Origin of the sequence: uncultured Campylobacter sp. (assembly GCF_938045345.1) — a bacterium.
In the GTDB taxonomy this organism is placed as follows: domain Bacteria; phylum Campylobacterota; class Campylobacteria; order Campylobacterales; family Campylobacteraceae; genus Campylobacter_B.
The window spans coordinates 17,801-38,322 of record NZ_CALIMS010000021.1; the positions used below are offsets into that span (position 1 = coordinate 17,801).

General features: G+C 50.5%; 18 protein-coding genes and 1 pseudogene. 17 read left to right on the top strand and 2 right to left on the bottom strand.

The window, feature by feature from the left end:
- The first annotated feature begins 81 nt into the window (after positions 1 to 81).
- From tig to Q0144_RS05055, 15 genes are all read left to right on the top strand, one after another.
- Positions 82 to 1,395: a trigger factor gene (gene tig / locus Q0144_RS04985; RefSeq protein WP_298062258.1), complete on the top strand. Its 1,314-nt coding sequence runs from the start codon at positions 82 to 84 to the stop codon at positions 1,393 to 1,395.
- Entirely contained in the window at positions 1,396 to 1,980 is a 585-nt protein-coding gene (clpP, locus tag Q0144_RS04990) for an ATP-dependent Clp endopeptidase proteolytic subunit ClpP (RefSeq protein ID WP_298062260.1), read from the top strand.
- Complete coding sequence (gene def, locus Q0144_RS04995; RefSeq protein WP_298062261.1) at positions 1,981 to 2,499, top strand: peptide deformylase; 519 nt, start codon at positions 1,981 to 1,983, stop codon at positions 2,497 to 2,499. It abuts the gene before it with no gap.
- On the top strand, positions 2,496 to 4,013 hold the full coding sequence (locus Q0144_RS05000; protein WP_298062263.1) for a YifB family Mg chelatase-like AAA ATPase: 1,518 nt from the start codon (positions 2,496 to 2,498) through the stop codon (positions 4,011 to 4,013). The genes def and Q0144_RS05000 overlap by 4 nt, the downstream gene beginning before the upstream one ends.
- Positions 4,010 to 5,671, top strand: a complete 1,662-nt coding sequence (locus Q0144_RS05005; RefSeq protein ID WP_298062266.1) for an NAD(P)H-hydrate dehydratase — start codon at positions 4,010 to 4,012, stop codon at positions 5,669 to 5,671. Before Q0144_RS05000 ends, Q0144_RS05005 begins: the two co-directional genes overlap by 4 nt.
- Positions 5,662 to 6,240 carry a phosphoribosylglycinamide formyltransferase gene (gene purN, locus Q0144_RS05010; RefSeq protein WP_298062268.1) on the top strand — a complete coding sequence of 193 codons (579 nt, stop codon included), beginning with the start codon at positions 5,662 to 5,664 and terminating at the stop codon, positions 6,238 to 6,240. The genes Q0144_RS05005 and purN overlap by 10 nt, the downstream gene beginning before the upstream one ends.
- Before the next feature lie 128 nt (positions 6,241 to 6,368).
- Complete coding sequence (locus Q0144_RS05015) at positions 6,369 to 7,409, top strand: DUF3137 domain-containing protein (protein WP_298062270.1); 1,041 nt, start codon at positions 6,369 to 6,371, stop codon at positions 7,407 to 7,409.
- 517 nt (positions 7,410 to 7,926) lie between these two features.
- Positions 7,927 to 8,529 carry a CDP-alcohol phosphatidyltransferase family protein gene (locus Q0144_RS05020; RefSeq protein ID WP_298062272.1) on the top strand — a complete coding sequence of 201 codons (603 nt, stop codon included), beginning with the start codon at positions 7,927 to 7,929 and terminating at the stop codon, positions 8,527 to 8,529.
- Between the two features lie 464 nt (positions 8,530 to 8,993).
- Complete coding sequence (locus tag Q0144_RS05025; RefSeq protein ID WP_298062273.1) at positions 8,994 to 9,632, top strand: lysophospholipid acyltransferase family protein; 639 nt, start codon at positions 8,994 to 8,996, stop codon at positions 9,630 to 9,632.
- Complete coding sequence (locus tag Q0144_RS05030; RefSeq protein WP_298062275.1) at positions 9,613 to 10,080, top strand: hypothetical protein; 468 nt, start codon at positions 9,613 to 9,615, stop codon at positions 10,078 to 10,080. Before Q0144_RS05025 ends, Q0144_RS05030 begins: the two co-directional genes overlap by 20 nt.
- The gene (locus tag Q0144_RS05035) at positions 10,077 to 11,006 is read left to right on the top strand and encodes a phosphatidate cytidylyltransferase (RefSeq protein WP_298062278.1); all 930 of its coding nucleotides are present in this window, start codon (positions 10,077 to 10,079) and stop codon (positions 11,004 to 11,006) included. The genes Q0144_RS05030 and Q0144_RS05035 overlap by 4 nt, the downstream gene beginning before the upstream one ends.
- A 7-nt stretch (positions 11,007 to 11,013) precedes the next feature.
- Positions 11,014 to 11,568: a DUF1287 domain-containing protein gene (locus tag Q0144_RS05040; protein ID WP_298062280.1), complete on the top strand. Its 555-nt coding sequence runs from the start codon at positions 11,014 to 11,016 to the stop codon at positions 11,566 to 11,568.
- Between the two features lie 38 nt (positions 11,569 to 11,606).
- Positions 11,607 to 13,643, top strand: a complete 2,037-nt coding sequence (locus Q0144_RS05045; RefSeq protein ID WP_298062282.1) for a bifunctional alpha/beta hydrolase/class I SAM-dependent methyltransferase — start codon at positions 11,607 to 11,609, stop codon at positions 13,641 to 13,643.
- 541 nt (positions 13,644 to 14,184) lie between these two features.
- On the top strand, positions 14,185 to 15,540 hold the full coding sequence (locus Q0144_RS05050; protein WP_298062284.1) for a dual specificity protein phosphatase family protein: 1,356 nt from the start codon (positions 14,185 to 14,187) through the stop codon (positions 15,538 to 15,540).
- 192 nt (positions 15,541 to 15,732) lie between these two features.
- Positions 15,733 to 16,185, top strand: a complete 453-nt coding sequence (locus Q0144_RS05055; protein ID WP_298062286.1) for a hypothetical protein — start codon at positions 15,733 to 15,735, stop codon at positions 16,183 to 16,185.
- 314 nt (positions 16,186 to 16,499) lie between these two features.
- On the opposite strand, the gene Q0144_RS05060 is transcribed toward Q0144_RS05055, so the two are convergent.
- Positions 16,500 to 17,291, bottom strand: coding sequence for a UDP-N-acetylmuramate dehydrogenase (locus tag Q0144_RS05060; RefSeq protein WP_298062288.1), 792 nt, complete (start codon positions 17,289 to 17,291; stop codon positions 16,500 to 16,502).
- A 618-nt stretch (positions 17,292 to 17,909) separates the two neighbouring features.
- Positions 17,910 to 18,800 carry a menaquinone biosynthesis family protein gene (locus Q0144_RS05065; RefSeq protein WP_298062290.1) on the bottom strand — a complete coding sequence of 297 codons (891 nt, stop codon included), beginning with the start codon at positions 18,798 to 18,800 and terminating at the stop codon, positions 17,910 to 17,912.
- Between the two features lie 297 nt (positions 18,801 to 19,097).
- Here Q0144_RS05065 and recA point away from each other — a divergent pair, with 297 nt between their 5' ends.
- Both recA and eno read left to right on the top strand, forming a co-directional pair.
- Positions 19,098 to 20,141, top strand: a complete 1,044-nt coding sequence (gene recA / locus Q0144_RS05070) for a recombinase RecA (protein ID WP_297897512.1) — start codon at positions 19,098 to 19,100, stop codon at positions 20,139 to 20,141.
- Positions 20,141 to 20,522, top strand: a pseudogene (gene eno / locus Q0144_RS05075) (phosphopyruvate hydratase); the annotation flags it as partial. The gene recA and the pseudogene eno, both read left to right, overlap by 1 nt.

The following is a 20,522-nucleotide window of genomic DNA, read 5'->3' on the forward strand; positions in this document are numbered from 1 at the left end:
GCAAATTTTAGGAATTTATACTTTAAATAAGAAATTTTTTGATATATTACAAGCTATTTTTAAATTTTCTAAAGGAATTTTATGGAAGTAAAAGCAAAAATGAAAGACGCCGCGAATGCGGTAGCTGCGAGCAAGATCGAAGCAAAGCAGATCGCGGCAAAAGTAGAAGAGCTAGCCAAAAAGGCCTCCAAGCAGCTAAGAATCGATGGATTCAGACAGGGTAAAGTGCCTACCGCGGTGGTTTTGAAGCGATACGGCAAGCAGCTTGAGAGCGATGCAAAGCAGGAACTTCTTAAAGATATGATCGATCAGTCTCTTAAAATTTTAAAGAAAAAACAAGATGAAATTTTATCCGAGCCGGTCTTTTCTAAATTTGACGAAAAAGAAGGCGACATCGACGTTGAGATCGAAATTTCTTTCAGACCCGAAGTTAGCGTCGAGGGATACGAGGAGCTGATCCCGAAATTTAGCAGTCCGCGCGTTACTCAAAAAGAGATCGACGAGAAAGTGGCGGAATTTTTGCAGATGATCGCGCCGCTTTCAAAGACCAACAAAAAAATTCTAGCCAAAGACGATTTTGCAAAATTTGATTTCGAAGGCTTCGTGGACGGCAAGCCATTCGACGGCGGCAAGGCGCAGGATTACGTACTTCAAATCGGCTCAAATCAATTTATCCCTGGCTTTGAAGACGGTATGATCGGACTTAGAGTGGGCGAGGAGCGCGACGTAGCGGTTAAATTCCCCGAGAATTACGGCGCAAAAAATTTAGCCGGCAAGGACGCGATCTTTAAAGTTAAGCTTCATGAAATTCAGGCTAAAAAACCTGCCAAAGAGCTCGGCGAGGAGGAGCTAAAGCAAGCGCTTCCGGGCGAGAAAGAGCCGAGCAAGGAGAAATTTGAAGCGCGCATCAAAGAGCGCATCAAAAACGATAAGCTTCAAAAGCTGATAAATGAGGATCTAAAGCCTAAATTTGCCGACGCGCTCGCCGAAAAATTTAACTTCGCGCTTCCAAAAGCGATCGTCGAGCAGGAGATTAATTTGCAGTTTAACAATGCCTGGAGCGGCTTTTCAAAAGAGCAGATCGAGGAATTTAAAAACAACAAAGACGCCCTGGATAAAAAGCGCGAAGAGTTTAGAAAGGCTGCCGAAAACAGCGTAAAACTGACATTCCTAATCGACGAGCTAGCCAAAAAGCGCAAGATCGACGTGAGCGATCAGGAGCTCGTTCAGGCGGTCTATATGGAGGCCTACACCTACGGCGCAAACCCGAAAGAGTACCTAGATAGATACCGCAACAACGGCATGCTTCCCGCCGTCAAAATGGCGCTGATCGAGGAGAAACTATTTAACGATATTTTCTCCAAACAGGGCAAAAAAGAAGAGAAGGGCGAATAGATGGTGATTCCTTACGTTATCGAACAAACTAGTCGCGGAGAGCGCAGCTACGACATCTACTCGAGGCTGTTAAAAGACCGTATCGTAATGCTTAGCGGCGAGATCGACGACGCAGTGGCAAGCTCGATCGTCGCGCAGCTTCTGTTTTTGGAGGCGGAGGATCCGGATAAGGATATCTATCTATACATCAACTCCCCGGGCGGCGTGGTTACGAGCGGATTTAGCATTTATGATACTATGAATTACATTAAGCCCGACGTAAGCACGATCTGTATCGGTCAAGCGGCATCGATGGGGGCGTTTTTGCTAAGCTGCGGCGCCAAAGGCAAACGCTACGCGCTTCCAAACTCGCGCATAATGATCCACCAGCCCCTCGGCGGTGCACAGGGTCAGGCTACCGACATCGAGATCCAAGCCAAAGAAATTTTACGAATGAAAGAAATTCTAAACAACATCCTTTCGCAAAATTCCGGCAAAGATCTCGCGCAGGTCGAAAAGGACACCGATCGCGACTTTTTTATGAGCGCCGATGATGCCGTGCAATACGGACTGATCGACCAAGTACTTCAAAAGAGCTTTAAATAGATGATCCTGGACGTCCTTACCTATCCGAATAAAAAGCTTTATCAAAGATCGACCGAGGTCGTGAAATTCGACGCGGCACTGGGCGAGCTTTTGGACGATATGTATGAGACGATGATCGCAAAAAACGGCATAGGCCTTGCCGCCATCCAGGTAGGCAGGCCCGTGCGCGCTTTGATCATAAATTTAGCCAATGAGGAAAAAATCCAAGACAAAAAAGACCTCATCGAGATCATCAATCCGCAAATTTTAAAAAAGGAAGGCGAGGTCGTATTTCAGGAGGGCTGCCTGTCGGTGCCCGGCTTTTATGAGGACGTCACACGCGCCGAGTTTATCACGGTGCAGTTTCAAGACCGCGCCGGCAATACCCAGCAAATGGACGCTAGCGAACTGCTAGCCGTCTGTATCCAGCACGAGATGGACCACCTCGACGGACATCTTTTCATCGAGCGCATCGGATACAATAAACGCAAAAAATTTGATAAAGAATTCAAAAAAAGCCTAAAAGAAAAATCGAAATGAAGTCCCTAAAATGCGCTGCCTTCACGGATGCTCTGATCCCTGTAGAGGTTGAGTCGACATTCGTGCGGGGGCTGCCGGGATTTAATATCGTTGGCCTTGCGGGCGCTACGATAAAAGAGAGCGAAAGCCGCGTAAAAGCGGCGCTTGTGAGCCTAAATTTTAAATTTCCCGCGTCCAAAATCATCATAAATCTCTCCCCCTCCGACACGCCCAAAAACGGCTCGCACTTCGATCTTGCGATCGCGCTTCTCATCGCGCTGCAAAAAGAGCGCATCGACGGCGATTTCTTCGTCTTTGGCGAGCTCGGTTTAGACGGCAGCTTAAAGAGTACGGCGAGCCTCTTTTCGATCCTGCTTTTTTTAAGCACGAAGGCGAAGCGCGCTAAAATTTTAGTGCCGCAAAGCATTGCTCTAAAAGCCTGCACGATCCCAAACTACGACGTTTATGCCGTGGGTAGCCTAAGCGACGCGGTCAGATTTTTTTTAGACGAGGAATTCGCCGCAAGCAGGCTCATGCGAGAAACCCATCCGCTTTTTAAAAACGTCGTGGAGATTGACGGGCAAATTTACGTTCCCAACCGCGATTTTTCGCTTGATTTCAAAGACGTCAAAGGGCAAAAGCGCGCCAAACGCGCGAGCCTGATCGCCGCATGCGGCATGCACAACATCCTCTTTGAGGGCAGCCCAGGCTGCGGCAAAAGTATGTGCGCCAAGCGGATAGCTAGAATTCTGCCGCCGCAGAGCCTGGGCGAAGTGCTGCTCTCGTGCGCCTACGAGTCGTTAAATAACAAAGACGTCGATTTTAGCGCACTGCGCCCCTTCCGATCGCCGCATCACACCAGCACGCGCAGCTCGATTTTCGGCGGCGGCAGTAGCGGCGCAAAGATCGGCGAGGTCGCGCTCGCAAACGGCGGCGAGCTGTTTTTCGACGAGCTGCCGCACTTCGGCAAACAAATTTTAGAAAGCCTGCGCGAGCCGCTGGAGGATAATAGAATTTTAATTTCGCGCGTAAATTCCAAAGTCGAATACCAAACGAAATTTATCTTCGTCGCGGCGCAAAATCCCTGCCCGTGCGGAAATCTATTCTCTAAAAACCTCACCTGCACCTGCTCGCTAAACGACATCAGGCGCTACAAAAACACGATCTCCGCGCCGCTGCTCGATCGCATCGACATATATGTCGCGATGGACGAGACCGGCGCAGACGACAGAAGCGACGTTTGTAGCGAGGAGATGGCGGATGCGGTGCTGCGGGCGTTTCGCGTGCAAAAGGCTCGCGGACAGAGCGAGCTAAACGCAAAGCTGCGCGACGAGGAGACCGAAAAATTTTGCGTCTGCGAAAGCGCGGCGCGGGAGGTTTTGCAAACGGCGATTACCCGCTACGATCTTTCGCAGCGCGGCGTAAATAAGACGCTAAAGCTTGCCCGCACTATCGCCGATCTAGCAGGCGCCGAAATCATCGCCAAAGCGCATATTTTGGAGGCTCTTAGCTTTCGCATAAGGAGCGAAATTTGAAAAAAATTTTCTTTAGCACCGAGGAGCTCGACGCGCGAGCTAGCGCAAAATTTGGACTTGGCGAGCAAATTTTAATGGAAAATGCCGCTTGCAAGATCGAGCGCGAGATCAGAAAGCGGCTCAAAAAGGGCTCGCGCGTTTTGGCACTTTGCGGCGGCGGAAACAACGGCGCAGACGCGATGGTGGCACTACGAAGGCTAAGCGGCGATTTTAGCTGCACGGCGCTTTGCGTGCTGGAAAATAGAAGCGCGGCGGGCAAATTTCAAGCTGATGCGGCGCGGGCTGCGGGGGTTAAGCTTATCGATATCGCGAGCGCGAAAGACGATTGCGGGCACGTAGAGGGCGCGTCTAGCAAGGATGCCTGCGCGCATGAAAGCGTAGGCGGCTCCTATTTAAAAGACGCTGGCGCGAGCGAGCCGCGGCGCGAGCTCGAAAGCCTAAGCAACGCGGGCATTATGGGCGGCGGCGATAAATTAAGCACGAAATTTAAGGGCTCAAAATTTACAAGCGCTAAATTTGAAACCGTGGGGCATGGCAGCGATTTCGGCAAACTAGGCAACGATTGCGGCGAACCGCGCATCCTGCACTATGAGATTACGAGCGCAGACTGCATAATCGACGGGATTTTCGGCAGCGGTCTAAACAAAGCCTTAAGCTCTGAAATTTGTGAAATTTTATCTCTCGCAAATAGCTCAAAATCCCTAAAAATCGCAGTCGATATTCCAAGCGGTATCGATAAAAGCGGGCGCATTTTAGGCGGTGCATTTTGCGCGGATCTGACGATCGCGATGGGCGCGCTGAAGCTCGCGCTGTTTTCGGACGGCGCGAAGGATTATGTAGGGCGGATCAAGGTCGCAAATCTTGGAATTTCGCGCTCAAATTTTGAGGGGCGGAGCGAATATTTTCTGCTTCAAAAAAGCGATCTGAAGCTGCCGCTGCGCAGGAAACAAAACACCAACAAGGGCGACTTCGGGCACACCTACGTAGTAAGCGGGCAGATGAGCGGAGCGGCGCAGATGGCGGCTCTGGCGGCTCACGCGATCGGCAGCGGGCTCGTTAGCGTCGTTAGTGATGGGCCGTTAAATTTAAGCCCGATTTTGATGCAAAAAAGCTCATTCAATGCCGCGCGGGTCGTAGTCTGCGGCTGCGGCCTTGGAGAGCGGAAGATCGATCTTGCCGCGCTGCGGGGCAAAAGCTGCGTCATCGACGCCGATCTATGCTACGAGAGCGAAATTTTAAGCCTGCTAAACGCCAATTCAAATTTAATCCTAACGCCCCATCCGAAGGAATTCTGCTCGCTTTTAAAGATCGCGGGCATCGCAGATCTTAGCGTGAGCGAGCTGCAAGAGCGGCGCTTCGAGCTTGCGCGGGCGTGGAGCGAGAAATTTAGCGGCGTGCTCGTGCTAAAGGGCGCAAACACGCTCATCGCTCAAGCGGGCGTCATCTACGTCTGCGACAAAGGTAGCGTCGCGCTCGCAAAAGGCGGCAGCGGCGACGTGCTCGCAGGGCTCATCGGCGGGCTACTCGCGCAAGGCTACTCGCCTCTGCAAGCCTCAATCTGCGGCGTCCTAGCCCACGCACTCGCCGCGCGAGCCTTCGCCAAAAACTCCTACGCGCTAAATCCGCTCGATCTCATCGAGGAGGTAAAATGGTTGTGAAAAAGCTCGCCGTGCTTTTTAGCGGTAGCGGTTCAAATTTAGAGGCGATCTTGCAGAAGCTGCACGGCAAAATTTTTGGCGAAACCAAGATCGAAGTCGCGCTAACGCTAAGCAACAAAGCTAACGCAGGCGGCATAGCAAAGGCTGCAAAATTCGGGCTTAAAAGTGTGATCCTAAATCACAAAGACTTCGCTAGCCGCGAGGAATTTGACGCCGCACTCGTGCGCGAGATCGAAAAAAGCGGCGCGGATCTTACGGTGCTTGCGGGCTTTATGCGGATTCTCACGCCCGTTTTTACGAGCAGAGTTCGCGCGATAAATTTGCACCCGTCGCTACTGCCGCTTTTTAAGGGCGCGCACGCGATAAAAGAGAGCTTTGAGAGCGATATGAAGGTAGGCGGCGTGAGCGTGCACTGGGTCAGCGAGGAGCTAGACGGCGGCGCGATCATCGCTCAGCGAGCGTTTGAAAAGAGCGCGGGAATGAGCCTTGAGGCTTACGAAGCCAAAATCCACGAAATCGAGCATGAGCTATTGCCGCAGGTGATCGTAGAAATTTTGTGCCGAAGCTAAATTTTGCGCGGAATTTAAAGAGCGAAATTCCGCGGAATTTTGTAAATTTTAAAGCTTAGCCGTTTAAATTTAGAGGCGGGTTCGAAGCTAAGCTTTAAAATTTGCTAGCTAAATTTAGAAAGAGAAAGATGACCGCAAACGAATTGGAAAAACTAAGGCTCGGCATCCTGGATGAGGCGGAGCAGCGCAAAGGCACGGCGTTTTCGATAATAGCACTAGCGGTGCTGGCCTCGGCGCTGTGGCTATTTTTCAATTTTAGAGATCAAAATGCAGCAATGGGCCTCTGCTGGATCATAGTGGCATTTAGCTGCGGCAGCATCTCTTATAGAGTAGTGAATAAAGATGCAAATATAATGCGCGTATTTATCTTTTGCATCTTGCTGGGGATACTTGCCAAAGGCGTAGAAATGTGCGAGAATGATGCCTTACGCTTCATCATCGCACTCGTAACCATCTGCCTTTCTTTGTTTAATATCGCGGATGCCGCACTGGAGCGGATCAAACACAACAGATCCAAAAAATTCGTCCGCGCCTTTAAACAACAATATATCGCGCCCTATATCGCAAGCCTAGGCTACCGCTACGAAATTTCAGGCTCGTTTAGGCCGGCGTATCTGCGCGCGAGCGGTCTATTTGTGGATGGCATAAGCTATTTTGATTGCGAAGATAAAATTTCCGGCGTTTATGACGGAGTATTTTTCAGCTTTGCGGATGTATGCGTGACTCATACTGACGAACGACGTAGCAGCAGGGGGATCTTTTTCTACGCAGAATTTAAAAAGCGCGTAAACTCGGTGGCGGTGATCCTGCCTTCGCTCAGCGCGAGACCAACACTCGGCGGACTTAAGAAGATCGCGATGGACGATAGCGAGTTTAGCTCCGCGTTTAGCGTATATAGCGCCGATGCCGTGTCTGCAATGTACGCCCTCACGCCCGCCTTTATGCGGCGCTTGCTTCGCTTTAGAAGCGGTGCCGGCGGACCGATCAGATTAAGCTTTTCGGATAGAAACATCTGCATTTTCATCCACACGGGACACGATAGCTTCGAGCCTAGCGTAGATCGCAGCGTACTTAGCGCAGGTCCTGCCGCGTCTATCAAGCACGAGCTTTTATTCTTTCTATCCATAGTAAAAAGTCTAAAATTAAACGAAAATATCTGGCAGAATTAAATTTTGAATTTTACCTTAAATCCGCAAATACGGAGGCTTTGCGCCGCCGCGAAATTTTAAAATTTAAAAGTACTCTTCCCGGCTCGGCGCCGCTATGATTTAGAATTTTCGCGACAAGGTCTATTATATTTGCGGCGGAGAGCGAAGTTTGAAACCTATCGCGACGAAATTCCATGCGATTTATAAATTTTTGCGGTCCGCATAGAGGAATTGAGCAAAGATGGATACTGATATGGCGATGATTGCACCGTACGCTTTCCATAAGGAGATTACCACGCTGCCTATAATCGTGCCGCAAACACTACTTTTACCATCGCGAGCCCGCGTCAAAAAAATTAAGTGCCGATCGCGGCAATGATAGAAGAGGTAATTTACTCATATTTTCATCGTTCATTTCGCCATCCTAATGCTTTTAAAAATCGACGATTAAAAAGCTCACACAAAAGCCGACCACACATTTAATCTGCCTCCAAGCATTTTTAAGCGACAATACGAAAATCAAATTTTCGGAGTCCTTATGACGATTTACGAGCTAAAGCCCAAATTTCAAAATTTACTTCGTCCGTTAGTAAGACGTCTTTACGGCGCGGGCGTCAGCGCAAATCAAGTCACGATCACAGCCTGCGTCATTTCCGTTCTGCTGGGCGGACTTCTGATAAAATTCGCCGAAATTTCGACGCTATTCTTTCTGCTGCCCGTTTGGATGTTTTTGCGTATGGCGCTAAATGCCATCGACGGCATGCTGGCTCGCGAGCTTAATCAAAAAAGCCCGCTGGGCGGCTACCTAAACGAAGCCACGGACGTCATCTCGGACGCCGCGCTGTATCTGCCGTTTGCCTTCGTGGCGCCGTTTGACTGGGGCGTTATCGCGCTCGTTATCTTTCTATCTTTTATGAGTGAGTTTTTGGGCGTCCTAGGGCAGGTGCACGGTTGCGGCAGGCGATACGACGGGCCTATGGGCAAGAGCGACCGCGCGTTTATATTCGGGCTTATCGGTACGGTATATGCGCTATCTGGGCGACTACCGGAGTGGCTTAGCTGGGTACTTTACGCCGCGATATTTTTACTTGCGCTTACTTGTGCAAACCGCGTAAGGATGGGACTAAAAAGCGTGGAATAAGGCGCCTCGGACGAGGATAAATTTAATAGCTATCTCTAAAATCGACGCAAGATAAATTCGCCTAAATTTGATATAATTGCAAAAGTTTTAAGCTCGCCTCGACGCGGGCACGCAATAATTATAAATTTGATCTTGTTTAAATTTACGAGATTTTTTGAGGCGAGGATAAAATATCACGGCGAATTTGTCCGCTTAATTTAGACGCTTTAAAAGACGCTAGGCGCGCAAAACGCGTCGGTTGATTTCGAGCGTTTTATCAAAGTCGGTGAAATTAAAGGCAAGTAGCAAAAGCGGCAAATTGCAGGCGTTACTTAAAACCGTATCAGCTTTAATCGCCTCAAATTCATGTCTAAACGCTCGTTTTCGGCATGATGGGCGAGAAGCTTATTCGCTGCACGCAACCGTAAAATTGAGGGCACCGCAAAAAGTGAATTTGAAAAGTAAAAGAGTAAAAAGGATACAAGATGAAAGAGTTTTTAGCTGTAGCACTTGATTTTATCCTTTGCCGTATTACTATATTTATCACGGGCGTACGGCCGCCGCAGGAGCTTTTAAACATCGGCGAGGGTACTAAAATTTACTATGCAAACCACGCCAGTCACGGCGATTTTTTGCTGATTTTCGTCTCGCTGCCGTATCGCGTGAGAAAGCGCGTGCGCCCAGTCGCGGCGACGGAGTACTGGGAGAGCGGGCCCGTGCGCAGATTTCTTGCTAAAAACGTGTTTAATATGGTGCTAATAAGTCGCCGCAAAGATCCGTTAGAGGCGCTAACGCAAATGAACGAGGCGCTGCAGACCCACTCTCTCATCATCTTTCCCGAAGGCACGCGCAAGATGGACGACGATCTCGCGCTACAGCCGTTTAAAAGCGGGATATTTCGCCTGGCGCAGCAGTGTCCTGACGTCCCGCTAGTGCCCGTATGGATCAAAAATGCGCGCAACGTCCTACCTAAAGGCTTTATGATACCCATTCCGCTGCTTTGCGAGCTGATAGTGGGCGAGGAGATAACCTACGGCGGCGAGGGCAAGGGCGAGTTTTTACAAAAGGCGCAGGACGCGCTGCTAGCGATGAGCGATACGCAAAATGATAGAACGAAAGCCTAGCATGGTAGCTTTGACGAGAGCGGTAAATTTAAGCCCCGCAAATCCGTCAAGCGCGCGAGAAAATTCGGCCGATATTTTTTGCGACAGCTTGGAGCTTGGAGATAAAATTTGCAGCGCTCATCGCAAAGAATTTAAGCGCGAGATAAAGCGGTCAAACGAGCGAGGTAAATTTGCGACCGATTTTTACGACAAATTTGACGGCGAGTCTTTTAAAGCAGCAGCCGAAAACGTCAAATTTAAGCGCGAAATACGGGCTAAAACGCTCGCCACGCCGCAAATCAAATTTAACCCAAATGCAGGCTCAAAGCGCGAGCATTTCTGGCTAACAAATTTAACCAATCAAGCCGTCCGCGCGACAAACCAAACGCGCGCAAATTTGACTCGCTCGGATAGCTCCTGCGTAGGCGTCAAATTTAGCTTCAAATTTAACCAAAAGGCCCTAAAATGAACCCGCAAAATCATATCTTAAATCTATTTTTAGGACTCATCGCGGTGCTTGTCGTCTCTAGTGTCGTGGCTTTTATCCTAAAGGCCAAATTTGGCGCCGAGAACAAAACCATCTCAAATTTGACCTCGCGCATAAACGCCTGGTGGGCGATGATTTTGGTCATTTTTGCGTTTACGTATATGGGCAAAAACGCCGTAATATTTTTGTTTTTGCTCGTATCTTTTGCCGCTTTGCGCGAGTTTTTGTCGCTCATCTACATCCGCAGGGGCGATCACATCACGCTCGTGGCGTGTTTTTACGTGATTTTGCCCATGCAGTATATATTTATCTATGCTGATTGGTACGCGATGGCGATGATATTTATCCCGGTTTACGGATTTTTGTTTTTACCGATTTTAGCGGCCATTTGCGGCGATGCGGCATACTTTTTGGAGCGCTCGACGAAGATCCAGTGGGCGCTGATGATCTGCGTGTTTTGTATCTCGCATATCCCCGCGCTTCTTTTGCTGGATCTTAAGCGTGGCAGCGGCATGGAGCTGATGCTGTTTTTGATCCTGGTCGTGCAATCTAGCGACGTGCTGCAGTACGTCTGGGGCAAGCTTTTTGGTAAACGCAAGATCGCTCCTAGCATCAGCCCGTCTAAGACTGTGGTCGGCTTTGTGGGAGGGGTTCTTAGCGCTAGTACGCTGGCCGCGTGTCTGCATTATCTCACGCCCTTTGGCGCGGTGGGGGCGTTTTTTATCGGGCTTGCCGTTTGCATGATGGGCTTTTTAGGAGGGCTTGTTATGTCTGCGATCAAGCGCGATCTGGGCGTCAAAGACTGGGGCTACATGATCAGCGGGCACGGCGGGATGCTTGACCGTATGGACTCGCTATGCTTTGCGGCGCCGATATTTTTTCACATAGTTAGATATTTTTACGCGTGAGGTTTTGATGAAAATTTGGAGCAAAATTTTACTTTTAGCGCTCGCGGCAAATTTAGCCTTTGCATTTTCGGCCCAAAAGCTCGTGCAAGACGCTAGAGCGCAGGTCGGGCAGACGCTGTTTTACGATCCTTCGTACGAGAGGCTAGCCTATCCGATGGGCGATGTGGATATGATAAAAGGCGTTTGCACCGACGTCGTGGTTAGGGCGCTGCGCGGGCAGGACGTCGATTTGCAGCGGCTCATCCACGAGGATATGAGCGCAAATTTTAGCGCCTATCCTAAAAACTGGGGCGCGAAAAAGACCGACAAAAACATCGATCATCGCCGCGTACCAAACATCGCAACCTACCTAAAACGCAAGGGTTACGAGGCAAAGGGCGAGTTTAAAGCCGGCGATATCGTGACGTGGCGGCTGGATAACGGCAGGCCGCACATCGGCATAGTTTCGGATAAATTTGCCGCTAGCAAAACCCCGCTCGTGATCCACAATATCGGGCTTGGCGCGCAGGAAGAGGACGTGCTAAAGAGTTACGAGATAACGGGGCATTTTAGGATAAAATAAGCGTAAAAATCGATAAATTTAAGCAAGAAAGGCGAAAAATGGAGTTTAAAGAGAGCTATTTTATAACCAGCGACGGGGCGAGGATATTTTACAGATACCGCCTGGCTAGCGACGTAGCGTGCGAAAACCAGAGCGCATACGAAATAAATTTGAGCGAGGACGGTAAATTTGACGGATCAAATTTAAGCGCCGGGACCGCAAACGAAACATCAAATTTGACCGACGAGCAAATAGGCGGCGCGGATGAAAATACGGAGCTAAATTTAAACAGCGAAGGTAAATCGGACGAGCAAAATTTATCAAACGGCGACGAAAATTCGGACTCAAATTTAAACGAAGCTAGCAAATGCGGCACGTCAAATTTGAGCGAGACGCCGAGCGAAAACGCCGAACAAAATCTCAAATTTAAAGCCGCGCCGAATGCCAAAGCCGTAGCGATATTTCACCGCGGACACGAGCACTCGGGCAGGACGACGCACGTGGCGGACGGGCTAGCGGATGAGAGTTTTAGCTATTTTGCGTGGGATCAGCGCGGACACGGCAGGAGCGACGGAGAGCGGGGCGACGCGCCAAGTATCGGCCGCCTCATCGCCGACGTGGACGAGTTTGTGGCGCACATCGAGCAGAGATTTGGCTTTGAGACGCAAAATCTAGCCGTGATAGCCCAGAGCGTGGGCGCGGTGCTGGTCTCGGCGTGGTTGCACGACTACGCTGTGCGCGTTCGCTGCGCGGTGCTAGCTAGTCCGGCGTTTAGCGTGAAGCTTTACGTACCGTTTGCTAGGGCTGGGCTAAAGGCGCTCTACTCCTCGCGCGGAAATTTTTTCGTAAACAGCTACGTCAGGGCGCACTATCTCACGCACGACAAGGATCGCCAGGCCAGCTACGACGCCGACTCGCTCATCACTCGCGCGATCTCGGTGCGCATACTGCTGGAGCTTTACGAGGCGGCGCAGCGCGTGGTTTCGGATGCCGCCGCGATTACGACGCCTACGCTGCTGCTGATCTCGGGCGATGATTGGGTCGTGGAGCATGCCCCGCAGCACGAGTTTTACAACGCTCTTGGCGCGCGGGTAAAAAGGCGCGAGATTTTAGAGGGATTTTACCACGATACGCTGGGCGAGAGCGAGCGGGAGAGGGCGTTTGAGATCGTGCGCGAGTTCGTCGGTGAGAGGTTTAGCGCGCCTTTTAGCGAGGTGGACTGCACGCACGCGGACGAATACGGCTTTAGCCGCGAGGAGGCCGATAGGCTGGCTACGCCACTGCCGAGATTTAGCCCGAAAAATTTGCGATTTAAATTTCAGCGGATATTTATGCAGGCGGTTTCGCCGTGGGTCGGCGGACTAAAGATCGGCGAAAACACGGGCTACGATAGCGGCAGTACGCTTGACTACGTCTACCGAAACGAGCCGCAAGGGGCGAATAAATTTTTCAAATTTATCGACAAATTTTACCTAAACGCCATCGGCTGGCGTGGCATCAGAGAGCGCAAGCGAAATATCAAGCTAGCCATCGATCAAGCCGTCGCAAAGCTGCAGGAGCGCGGCGAGCCGCTACGACTGCTAGACATCGCCTCGGGGCACGGCAGATACATACTAGACGCCGCGCAGGGGCATAAATTTGAGCGCATAACGCTACGCGACTACAGCGACATAAACGTAAAAGCCGGCAGTGAAATGATAAAAGAGCGCGGGCTGCAGGACGTCGCGAGCTTTACGCAGGCAAATGCGTTTGAAGCCGCTAGCTACGATGGTCTGCAGGACGCATATACGCTAGGCGTCGTGTCGGGACTGTTTGAGCTTTTTCCTGATAACTCAGTCGTGCGCACCGCGCTACAAGGCTTTTCAAGCAGCGTAAAAAGCGGCGGCTACCTCATCTACACCAACCAGCCGTGGCACCCGCAGCTCGAGATGATCGCGCGCGCTCTATCTAGCCACAGGCAGGGTGCGGCGTGGATCATGCGCCGCCGTAGCCAAGCCGAGATGGATCAGCTCGTGGAAAATGCGGGATTTAAAAAAGTAAAAGAGTGGATAGATGGGGATGGGATATTTAGCGTTAGTTTAGCTGTTAAAATTTAGCGGCTCGTCTCGTGAGTGCTTTTCCGAGATTTCGCAAAATTTTCGCTCCGCAGGCTATAGCCTAGCGCACGCTCAATTTTGCTTCAAAACTCGAAAAATCATCTCGCGATACTTCGCCTTATCGTTTTACGTTTAAATTTGAACTCAAATTTTGTAAATTTGAGTTGCCGAGACCCGTACCGCAAAAATGCTAAATTTAAATTTGCGACGCTTTGCATCAGCAAAGCAGTGTCGCTACATCATCTCACGTCGTAGGGGTTGGGGGATCGTTAAGGGGGAAGGGAGCTCTTTTGCTTCGCTAGCGCTCGCAACTGCTAGCAGAGCGTAATTCAAGCCCCTTCCCCCTTAACAAAAAAGATTGACTTGCACAAAAAGTTTAATTCATAACGATAAATTTGACTAATTCAAATTTAGTACCTTAAAGATGCGGGTCTCGGTGCGTAAAGTTTACAAATTTGCGTCAAGCAAACGATCTCGGACCGATAAATCCGTAAAAACGCAAATCCGCTAAAATTTGATAGAATTAGCAAAAAAGGCAAAAATGAAAACAAAACCGTTTTTATCGCAGCTGGCCGCGCTAGTCGTCGTTGCGGCGATATTTTACGCTAGCTACAGCGCTACAAACGCCCTCGCGAGCGCTCGCGCGAACGTGCCCGAGATTTATTTCGCGTGGGAGCGCGCACTGCCGTTTTGGGCGTGGAGTATCGTGCCGTACTGGTCGCTAAATTTACTCTACGCTCTTGGATTTTTCCTCTGCCGTGACGCTAGGGAGCTCGCGCGCTACGTTACGCAGCTGCTAGCCGCGCAGATGATCGCGACGCTGTTTTTTATCGCTTTTCCTCTGCAAATGTCGTGGGAGAAGCCCGCGGTTTCGGGCCTTAGCGGCTTTTTGTTCTCAAGCCTCGCCGCCTTTGACCTCCCGTTTAATCAAGCTCCGTCGCTACACATCATACTTTGCGTCGTGGTGGGCGCATTTTACCTTCGCAAGGCGCGCGCGGTTTGGCTCAAGGCGGCGCTATATCTAGGGCTTGCGTTTTTGACGCTTTTTGGGGCGATTTTGGGAGCTAAAATTTGGGGCGCGTGGATGCTGTGGCTATCGTGGGCGAGCTTTAGTTTCGCGCTGGTTGCTTGCGGTTATGCGTTTTTAGGCGCGGGAGTTTTTGCTAAAAACGGGCAAGGCCGTCACGCCGCCACGGCTAAAGCTTTACTTTTCCCCTATCTTTGCGTAGCGCGGTTAAATGCGCTTTTTTGGCTGCGCGGACGCCGGCTTTCAGACGAGATTTTACCCGGGCTGTATCTAGGCTCGGTTAAGCAGGCGGGCAAATTTGACGCGGTGCTGGACTGTGCGGCCGAGTTTGAGCGGCCTGGTGGCGCGCAAATTTATGCGAGCCTACCTATGCTAGATATGATAACGCCGAGCGCGGACGAGCTAAAACGCGGCGCGGACGAACTCGATCAGCTCGTAAAAACGACTCTTTGCGGCGGCGAAAATTTGCAGCAAAGGGCGGCGGAGATAGGATCAAATTTTAGCGCCAAGGCAGGCTGCGCGCACGGGCGAGATTTTAAATTTCACGAGCAAGCGAGCCCGCGGGTAAATTTGCAAACGCGCGGCTCGGCAAACGAAAGCAAGATCGCCGAGACAGGGCAAATTCTCACGGACTCAAACGAACGAGCCGCCGAAGCAAACGATAAAAAGGTGCTAGTGTGCTGCGCGCTGGGCTACGGTAGGAGCGCGTCGGTGCTGCTTGCTTGGCTGGTGATTTACGCGAGACTAGGCTTTGACGAGGCGCTAAATTTGCTAAAATCTCGCCGCGAAAAGATCGCAGTCGCTAGCTCGCTGCGCGATCGGATAGCGCGGCTAGCCGCAGAAGCCCGCGTAAATTCGAAAGCGGAGTAAAGACCAGCTAAATTCGCAAAAGCAAGTGCGGCAAATTTAAGCGCGAAATAGGCGCAGGCTAAATTTGATCAAGTCCGGTTTGAGGGATCAAATTTAAAAATTTGCGGACAAAAAACAAGCGGCATTGCAAAATTCTCGGCGAAAATGAACGGGAATTTAACCAAAGGCAAACACCCAAAAAGAGGAGGGAAAATGACGAATGCGGAGCAAAACGAAAAATCGGCGCAAGGCGGGGAGCGGGAATGCCGCCAAAGTACGGACGATAGAGCCTTGGCGCTGGTTACGGCTAGATTTTTAGCGACGCACAGGCTGTTTTTTTTGTTAAATTTACTTCAGCTTGCCGTCTGTCTTACTATTTTTACGCATTTTGCCGTCATTACGGGCTTTTTAGCAGCTTTTACGGCTCTATTTTATCTGCACATTAGGCTGCATTTCGATACGCTGATTTTTAGAGATTTTGCAGAAGGAAGGCTTGATTACGGCAAATTTGACGCGGCGCTTGCGGAGCTAAATTTAGCTAGCAAGCCGCCTAAAATCCGCGATATGAAAAGTCGCTGCGCCGGAGCTTTGCGGCTATATAAATTAACGGCCGCGCTTACTCTCATCGTCGCAGTCGCGGCTTTAGCGGGCTACTATCTGGACTAAATTTGCTTACCCGCTTAGACGGTTACTGAACACCGATTTAGACGGTCGCGTCGGTTTGGCGCGTAAAATTCAACAACTGTTTTTCATGGCGAGATAAACGGGATAAAATTGATTGTTTTTGCGGACTATTTTTGTAGCGACTATTTTAAGCGATGAAACAGCAGTTAGTATCGCCGGCGCACCGTATTGAGCGCTTTTAAATTTGACGATTTCGTCGGTATTTTAAAATTTCAAAGCATAAAAAAATCCAGTGCAAAAAAGACGGAATGGACAACCGAGTAAGTTTAGTCGGGGCAAAATATACGAATTTCCTTTTATAGCACCACGACCTCGGTTTCCAGTTCGATACCGAATTCCTCAAAAACGCGGCTTTGCGCTAAATTTATGAGCGCAATCACATCCTCAAAGCTCGCACCGCCGAAATTTATGATGAAATTGGCGTGCTGCTCGCTAAATTTCGCGCCGCCGATCGCGTGGCCTTTAAGCCCCGCCGCTTCGATCAGCCTGCCCGCGGCGTCATTCGGCGGGTTTTTAAAGCAGCTTCCAAAGCTAGCTCCCTTTGGCTGGTTGGTGCGCTTGGCGGCGAAATCCGCGGCGAGTTCGGCATCAAAGCCGCGTGAAATTTTAAACTCGGCGCCCAAAATCGGCTCCTCGATCCCGCTTCTTCGGTAGCCGAAGCTTATCCGCTCGCGTTCCACCCAGCCGCGCCCCAGCCGCACGGCTAGCAGATCATCGCTAACGCTAACGCCGCAAAGCCCCGCGTTCATTTTTATTAGTCCGCCTAGCGTACCAGGGATATTTTGCAAAAACTCAAATCCGCCGATGTTTTGCTTTTTGGCGAAGTTGTAAATTTTGCCCGACTTCGTCGCAGCCCCGATGTTAAGGACATTGCCGCTTAAGCTTATGCGATCGAACTCCTCGCTTAGCATCGCAAGATGCGGCGGCGCGGGCGAGATGAGCAGATTGTTGCCACCGCCGATGATCGCGCCCCCCGCTATGCTCTCAAACTCCGCAAAATCGGCCTCGTCCTTTAAAATTTGCACCGCGAAGCTCCCGCCGATGCGCACGGAGGTGTATTTGCTAAAATCTATCTGCTTTGTTTCCAAATTTTTGCCTTTTAAATTTCATTTTTTGGTTTCATAAATTTAAAAATTTCACGCTCGCCGCGTATCATTTTAAAATTTAGCGATACCGTCGCACCACACAGTGCAAAACACGAACGCTATTTCAAAATTTAGCGACGCCACCGCGATTAAATTTAGCTCGCTTGCGATACGTTTTCAGCGGCGCGCTACGTCGCACGCACAGCTCACACCCTGCGGTATAAAATACAGCCGCGCAATGTAGCGCCGCGCTGCAAAATTTTATCGCTGCGTAGCCGTAAATTTAAGGCGTACAGATTGCACCGCGACAAATGGCGCTACAGCGTGGTCGATTGACGAAATTGGCGGCAAAATCACGGCAAGCTCGGCGTTAAATTTGCGCGCAAATTTTAAATCCACATTGCACTCCGCAGCTAAATCCAAAAGCGGCGATACATTACCGCTACGGCAAAAGCGATATAAAATTCTACCGCGCGTCTGCTTTTACGCCGAAGTAAAATTTTAGCCGAGGCGCAAACCTCTTAACGCCTAGAAATTTAGCCGAAACGAAGGGGTAGTGTTTCGAGCAAAATCAGCCGAAACAAGGCTCAAATTTCAGCTAAATTTTAACCTCGCCCGCCTTTACATAGGGTTTTGTCCGCCACAGTCTGCAAAACGGATCTCGTTATATTCGCGCGGAATAAAATTCTCCTGCGCGCTAATCGGCGCAGGGTAAAATCCGCGCTCGTAGCCAAGCGCAAAGAGCCTATTTACCGCCTTTAGCTGCGTTTCGTTCATCGAGACGGAGCTATCATTTGCGTAGAGATTTAGATAGGTTTTTAGCTTTTCTTTATCGACGCGGATCAAATTTCGCTCCATCAGCATGTGCGATAAAAATGGCTTATGCGCGGTGGCGATGCGCACGCCCCCCATTAGCACGCGCTCGCACTCGATGGCGTCCGTTATCGGTAGGCTACGGCGAACCGCCATGCCTCCTAGCGGTAGCGGCAGATTTTCGCCCGCTAGCTCGCTCCAGATGTCCCAGATCTCGCGTTCCACGCAAAGCTCGTCCGAAAAGTCCAAAATGCTCTCGTGTATCAGCACGCCCGCGTCCACCTCGCCGCTTAAAACCGCGCCCTCAATGTCGAGAAAGTTTTTATAAACTATGCGCGCCTGCGGGTATGCCATGCGAAAAAGCAGGGCGTTTGTCGTGTGCTTGCCGCTTAGCGCGACCTTAAAATTTCGCTTTAAAACCGCGCCCTTTTTCTTAACGAGCTTTGGTCCGTAGCCCTCGCCAAAGCTCACCGCCGTGCGCAAAAGCGCGTATTCGTCGCAGATAAGCGGATATAGCGCGAAGCTAATCGCCGTGGCTTCGTAAGTGCCCTTTAGCGCCTCGTCGTTTAGCGTCTGGATATCAAGCGCGGTGGCGCTAAGCTTTAGATTTTTCGAGCTTACCCAGCCAAAGTCAATCGCCTTATACATAAAAATATCGTCGGCGTCGGGCGAGTGAGCGACGTTTATATGCTTAAAAATCTTCAAATTTCATCCTTTTTGCTCCGCTTTTAATTTCGCGCGCGGCCTGATTTTTAAATGTTGCGAAATTATAGTGAAATTTTGCTACAGCCCTCATAAAAATGCGGAATTTCTAAAGAAAAACGTGAAAAACAGGGCCCGTTTAAGAGGCTAAATTTAACGCTTTAAGGCTTGCCGCGCAGAGCTTCTGCGCTCCTTAAAAATTTCAAATTCCGATGCCGCGCCGAATTTGGGCGAATAATCAAAAATTCATTTCAAATTTGGTAAAATCAGGTGAATTTATTTTTAAGGAAAAACATGGACGAGGGAAAGAAAAAGACGCTGGATGCGGCGCTAAAATCGATCGACAAGGCTTTCGGCAAGGGCACGCTCGTGCGACTAGGCGATAAGCAGGTCGAGCCGATAGACGCCATCTCTACGGGCTCGGTGGGGCTTGACATCGCGCTTGGCATCGGCGGCGTGCCGAAAGGGCGTATCATCGAGGTTTACGGGCCGGAAAGCTCGGGAAAGACGACGCTTACGCTTCACATCATCGCCGAGTGCCAAAAGGCGGGCGGAATTTGCGCATTCGTGGACGCCGAGCACGCGCTGGACGTCAAATACGCTTCAAATTTAGGCGTCGATACCGACAACCTCTACGTCAGCCAGCCCGACTTCGGCGAACAGGCGCTCGACATCGTAGAAACCTTAGCAAAGAGCGGCGCGATCGATCTTATCGTCGTAGATAGCGTCGCTGCGCTCACGCCGAAAAACGAGATCGAGGGCGACATGGGCGATCAGCACGTAGGGCTTCAGGCGCGACTTATGAGCCAGGCGCTGCGCAAACTCGCCGGCGTCGTGCACAAGATGAATACGACGGTGATCTTTATCAACCAAATCCGTATGAAGATCGGCGCGATGGGCTACGGCACACCAGAGACGACAACCGGCGGCAATGCGCTTAAATTTTACGCTTCGGTGCGCATCGATATACGCAAGATCGCTACTTTAAAACAAAACGAAGAGAGCATCGGCAACCGCGCCAAGGTCAAGGTCGTGAAAAACAAGGTGGCGCCGCCGTTTAAGATCGCGGAATTTGACATAATGTTCGGCAAAGGCATCAGCAAGGTGGGCGAGCTGATCGATTACGGCGTCAAGCTAGACATCGTCGATAAAAGCGGCGCATGGTTCAGCTACGGCGACACTAAGCTGGGTCAAGGTCGCGAAAATGCTAAAATTTATCTAGAGAATAACCCTGCCGTCGCTGAAGAGATCACGGCAAAAATCCGCGAGCAGATGGGTAGCGTAAATTTCAGCGCAGACGCGGACGATGAAGAAAATTTACAAAGTGGAGATGAATGATGATTTATATCGAAGATATTTATGCGATAGAGGTGCTAGATAGCCGTGGCAACCCGACCGTGAAAGCGACCGTGGCTCTAAGCGACGGCACCGTAGCAAGCGCGATAGTCCCAAGCGGCGCAAGCACGGGCAAACGCGAGGCGCTGGAGCTTCGCGACGGGGGCGATAGATACTGCGGCAAGGGCGTGCTAAAGGCGGTAGAAAACGTAAATTCTCAGATCGCGGAGGCTGTGATCGGGCTGGATGCGTTTGATCAAAAGGCGCTTGACGATGAGATGAGAGAGCTTGACGGCACCGATAACTACTCAAATTTAGGCGCGAACGCCGTGCTTGGCGTATCTATGGCGGTAGCGCGCGCGGCGGCAAAGAGCCTTGACGTGC

What these genes read in the sequence shown, in the direction of transcription:
- tig (WP_298062258.1), top strand. Translation starts at nt 82, where the DNA reads ATGGAAGTAAAAGCAAAAATGAAAGACGCCGCGAATGCGGTAGCTGCG.
- clpP (WP_298062260.1), top strand. Translation starts at nt 1,396, where the DNA reads ATGGTGATTCCTTACGTTATCGAACAAACTAGTCGCGGAGAGCGCAGC.
- def (WP_298062261.1), top strand. Translation starts at nt 1,981, where the DNA reads ATGATCCTGGACGTCCTTACCTATCCGAATAAAAAGCTTTATCAAAGA.
- Q0144_RS05000 (WP_298062263.1), top strand. Translation starts at nt 2,496, where the DNA reads ATGAAGTCCCTAAAATGCGCTGCCTTCACGGATGCTCTGATCCCTGTA.
- purN (WP_298062268.1), top strand. Translation starts at nt 5,662, where the DNA reads ATGGTTGTGAAAAAGCTCGCCGTGCTTTTTAGCGGTAGCGGTTCAAAT.
- Q0144_RS05015 (WP_298062270.1), top strand. Translation starts at nt 6,369, where the DNA reads ATGACCGCAAACGAATTGGAAAAACTAAGGCTCGGCATCCTGGATGAG.
- Q0144_RS05020 (WP_298062272.1), top strand. Translation starts at nt 7,927, where the DNA reads ATGACGATTTACGAGCTAAAGCCCAAATTTCAAAATTTACTTCGTCCG.
- Q0144_RS05025 (WP_298062273.1), top strand. Translation starts at nt 8,994, where the DNA reads ATGAAAGAGTTTTTAGCTGTAGCACTTGATTTTATCCTTTGCCGTATT.
- Q0144_RS05030 (WP_298062275.1), top strand. Translation starts at nt 9,613, where the DNA reads ATGATAGAACGAAAGCCTAGCATGGTAGCTTTGACGAGAGCGGTAAAT.
- Q0144_RS05035 (WP_298062278.1), top strand. Translation starts at nt 10,077, where the DNA reads ATGAACCCGCAAAATCATATCTTAAATCTATTTTTAGGACTCATCGCG.
- Q0144_RS05040 (WP_298062280.1), top strand. Translation starts at nt 11,014, where the DNA reads ATGAAAATTTGGAGCAAAATTTTACTTTTAGCGCTCGCGGCAAATTTA.
- Q0144_RS05045 (WP_298062282.1), top strand. Translation starts at nt 11,607, where the DNA reads ATGGAGTTTAAAGAGAGCTATTTTATAACCAGCGACGGGGCGAGGATA.
- Q0144_RS05050 (WP_298062284.1), top strand. Translation starts at nt 14,185, where the DNA reads ATGAAAACAAAACCGTTTTTATCGCAGCTGGCCGCGCTAGTCGTCGTT.
- Q0144_RS05055 (WP_298062286.1), top strand. Translation starts at nt 15,733, where the DNA reads ATGACGAATGCGGAGCAAAACGAAAAATCGGCGCAAGGCGGGGAGCGG.
- recA (WP_297897512.1), top strand. Translation starts at nt 19,098, where the DNA reads ATGGACGAGGGAAAGAAAAAGACGCTGGATGCGGCGCTAAAATCGATC.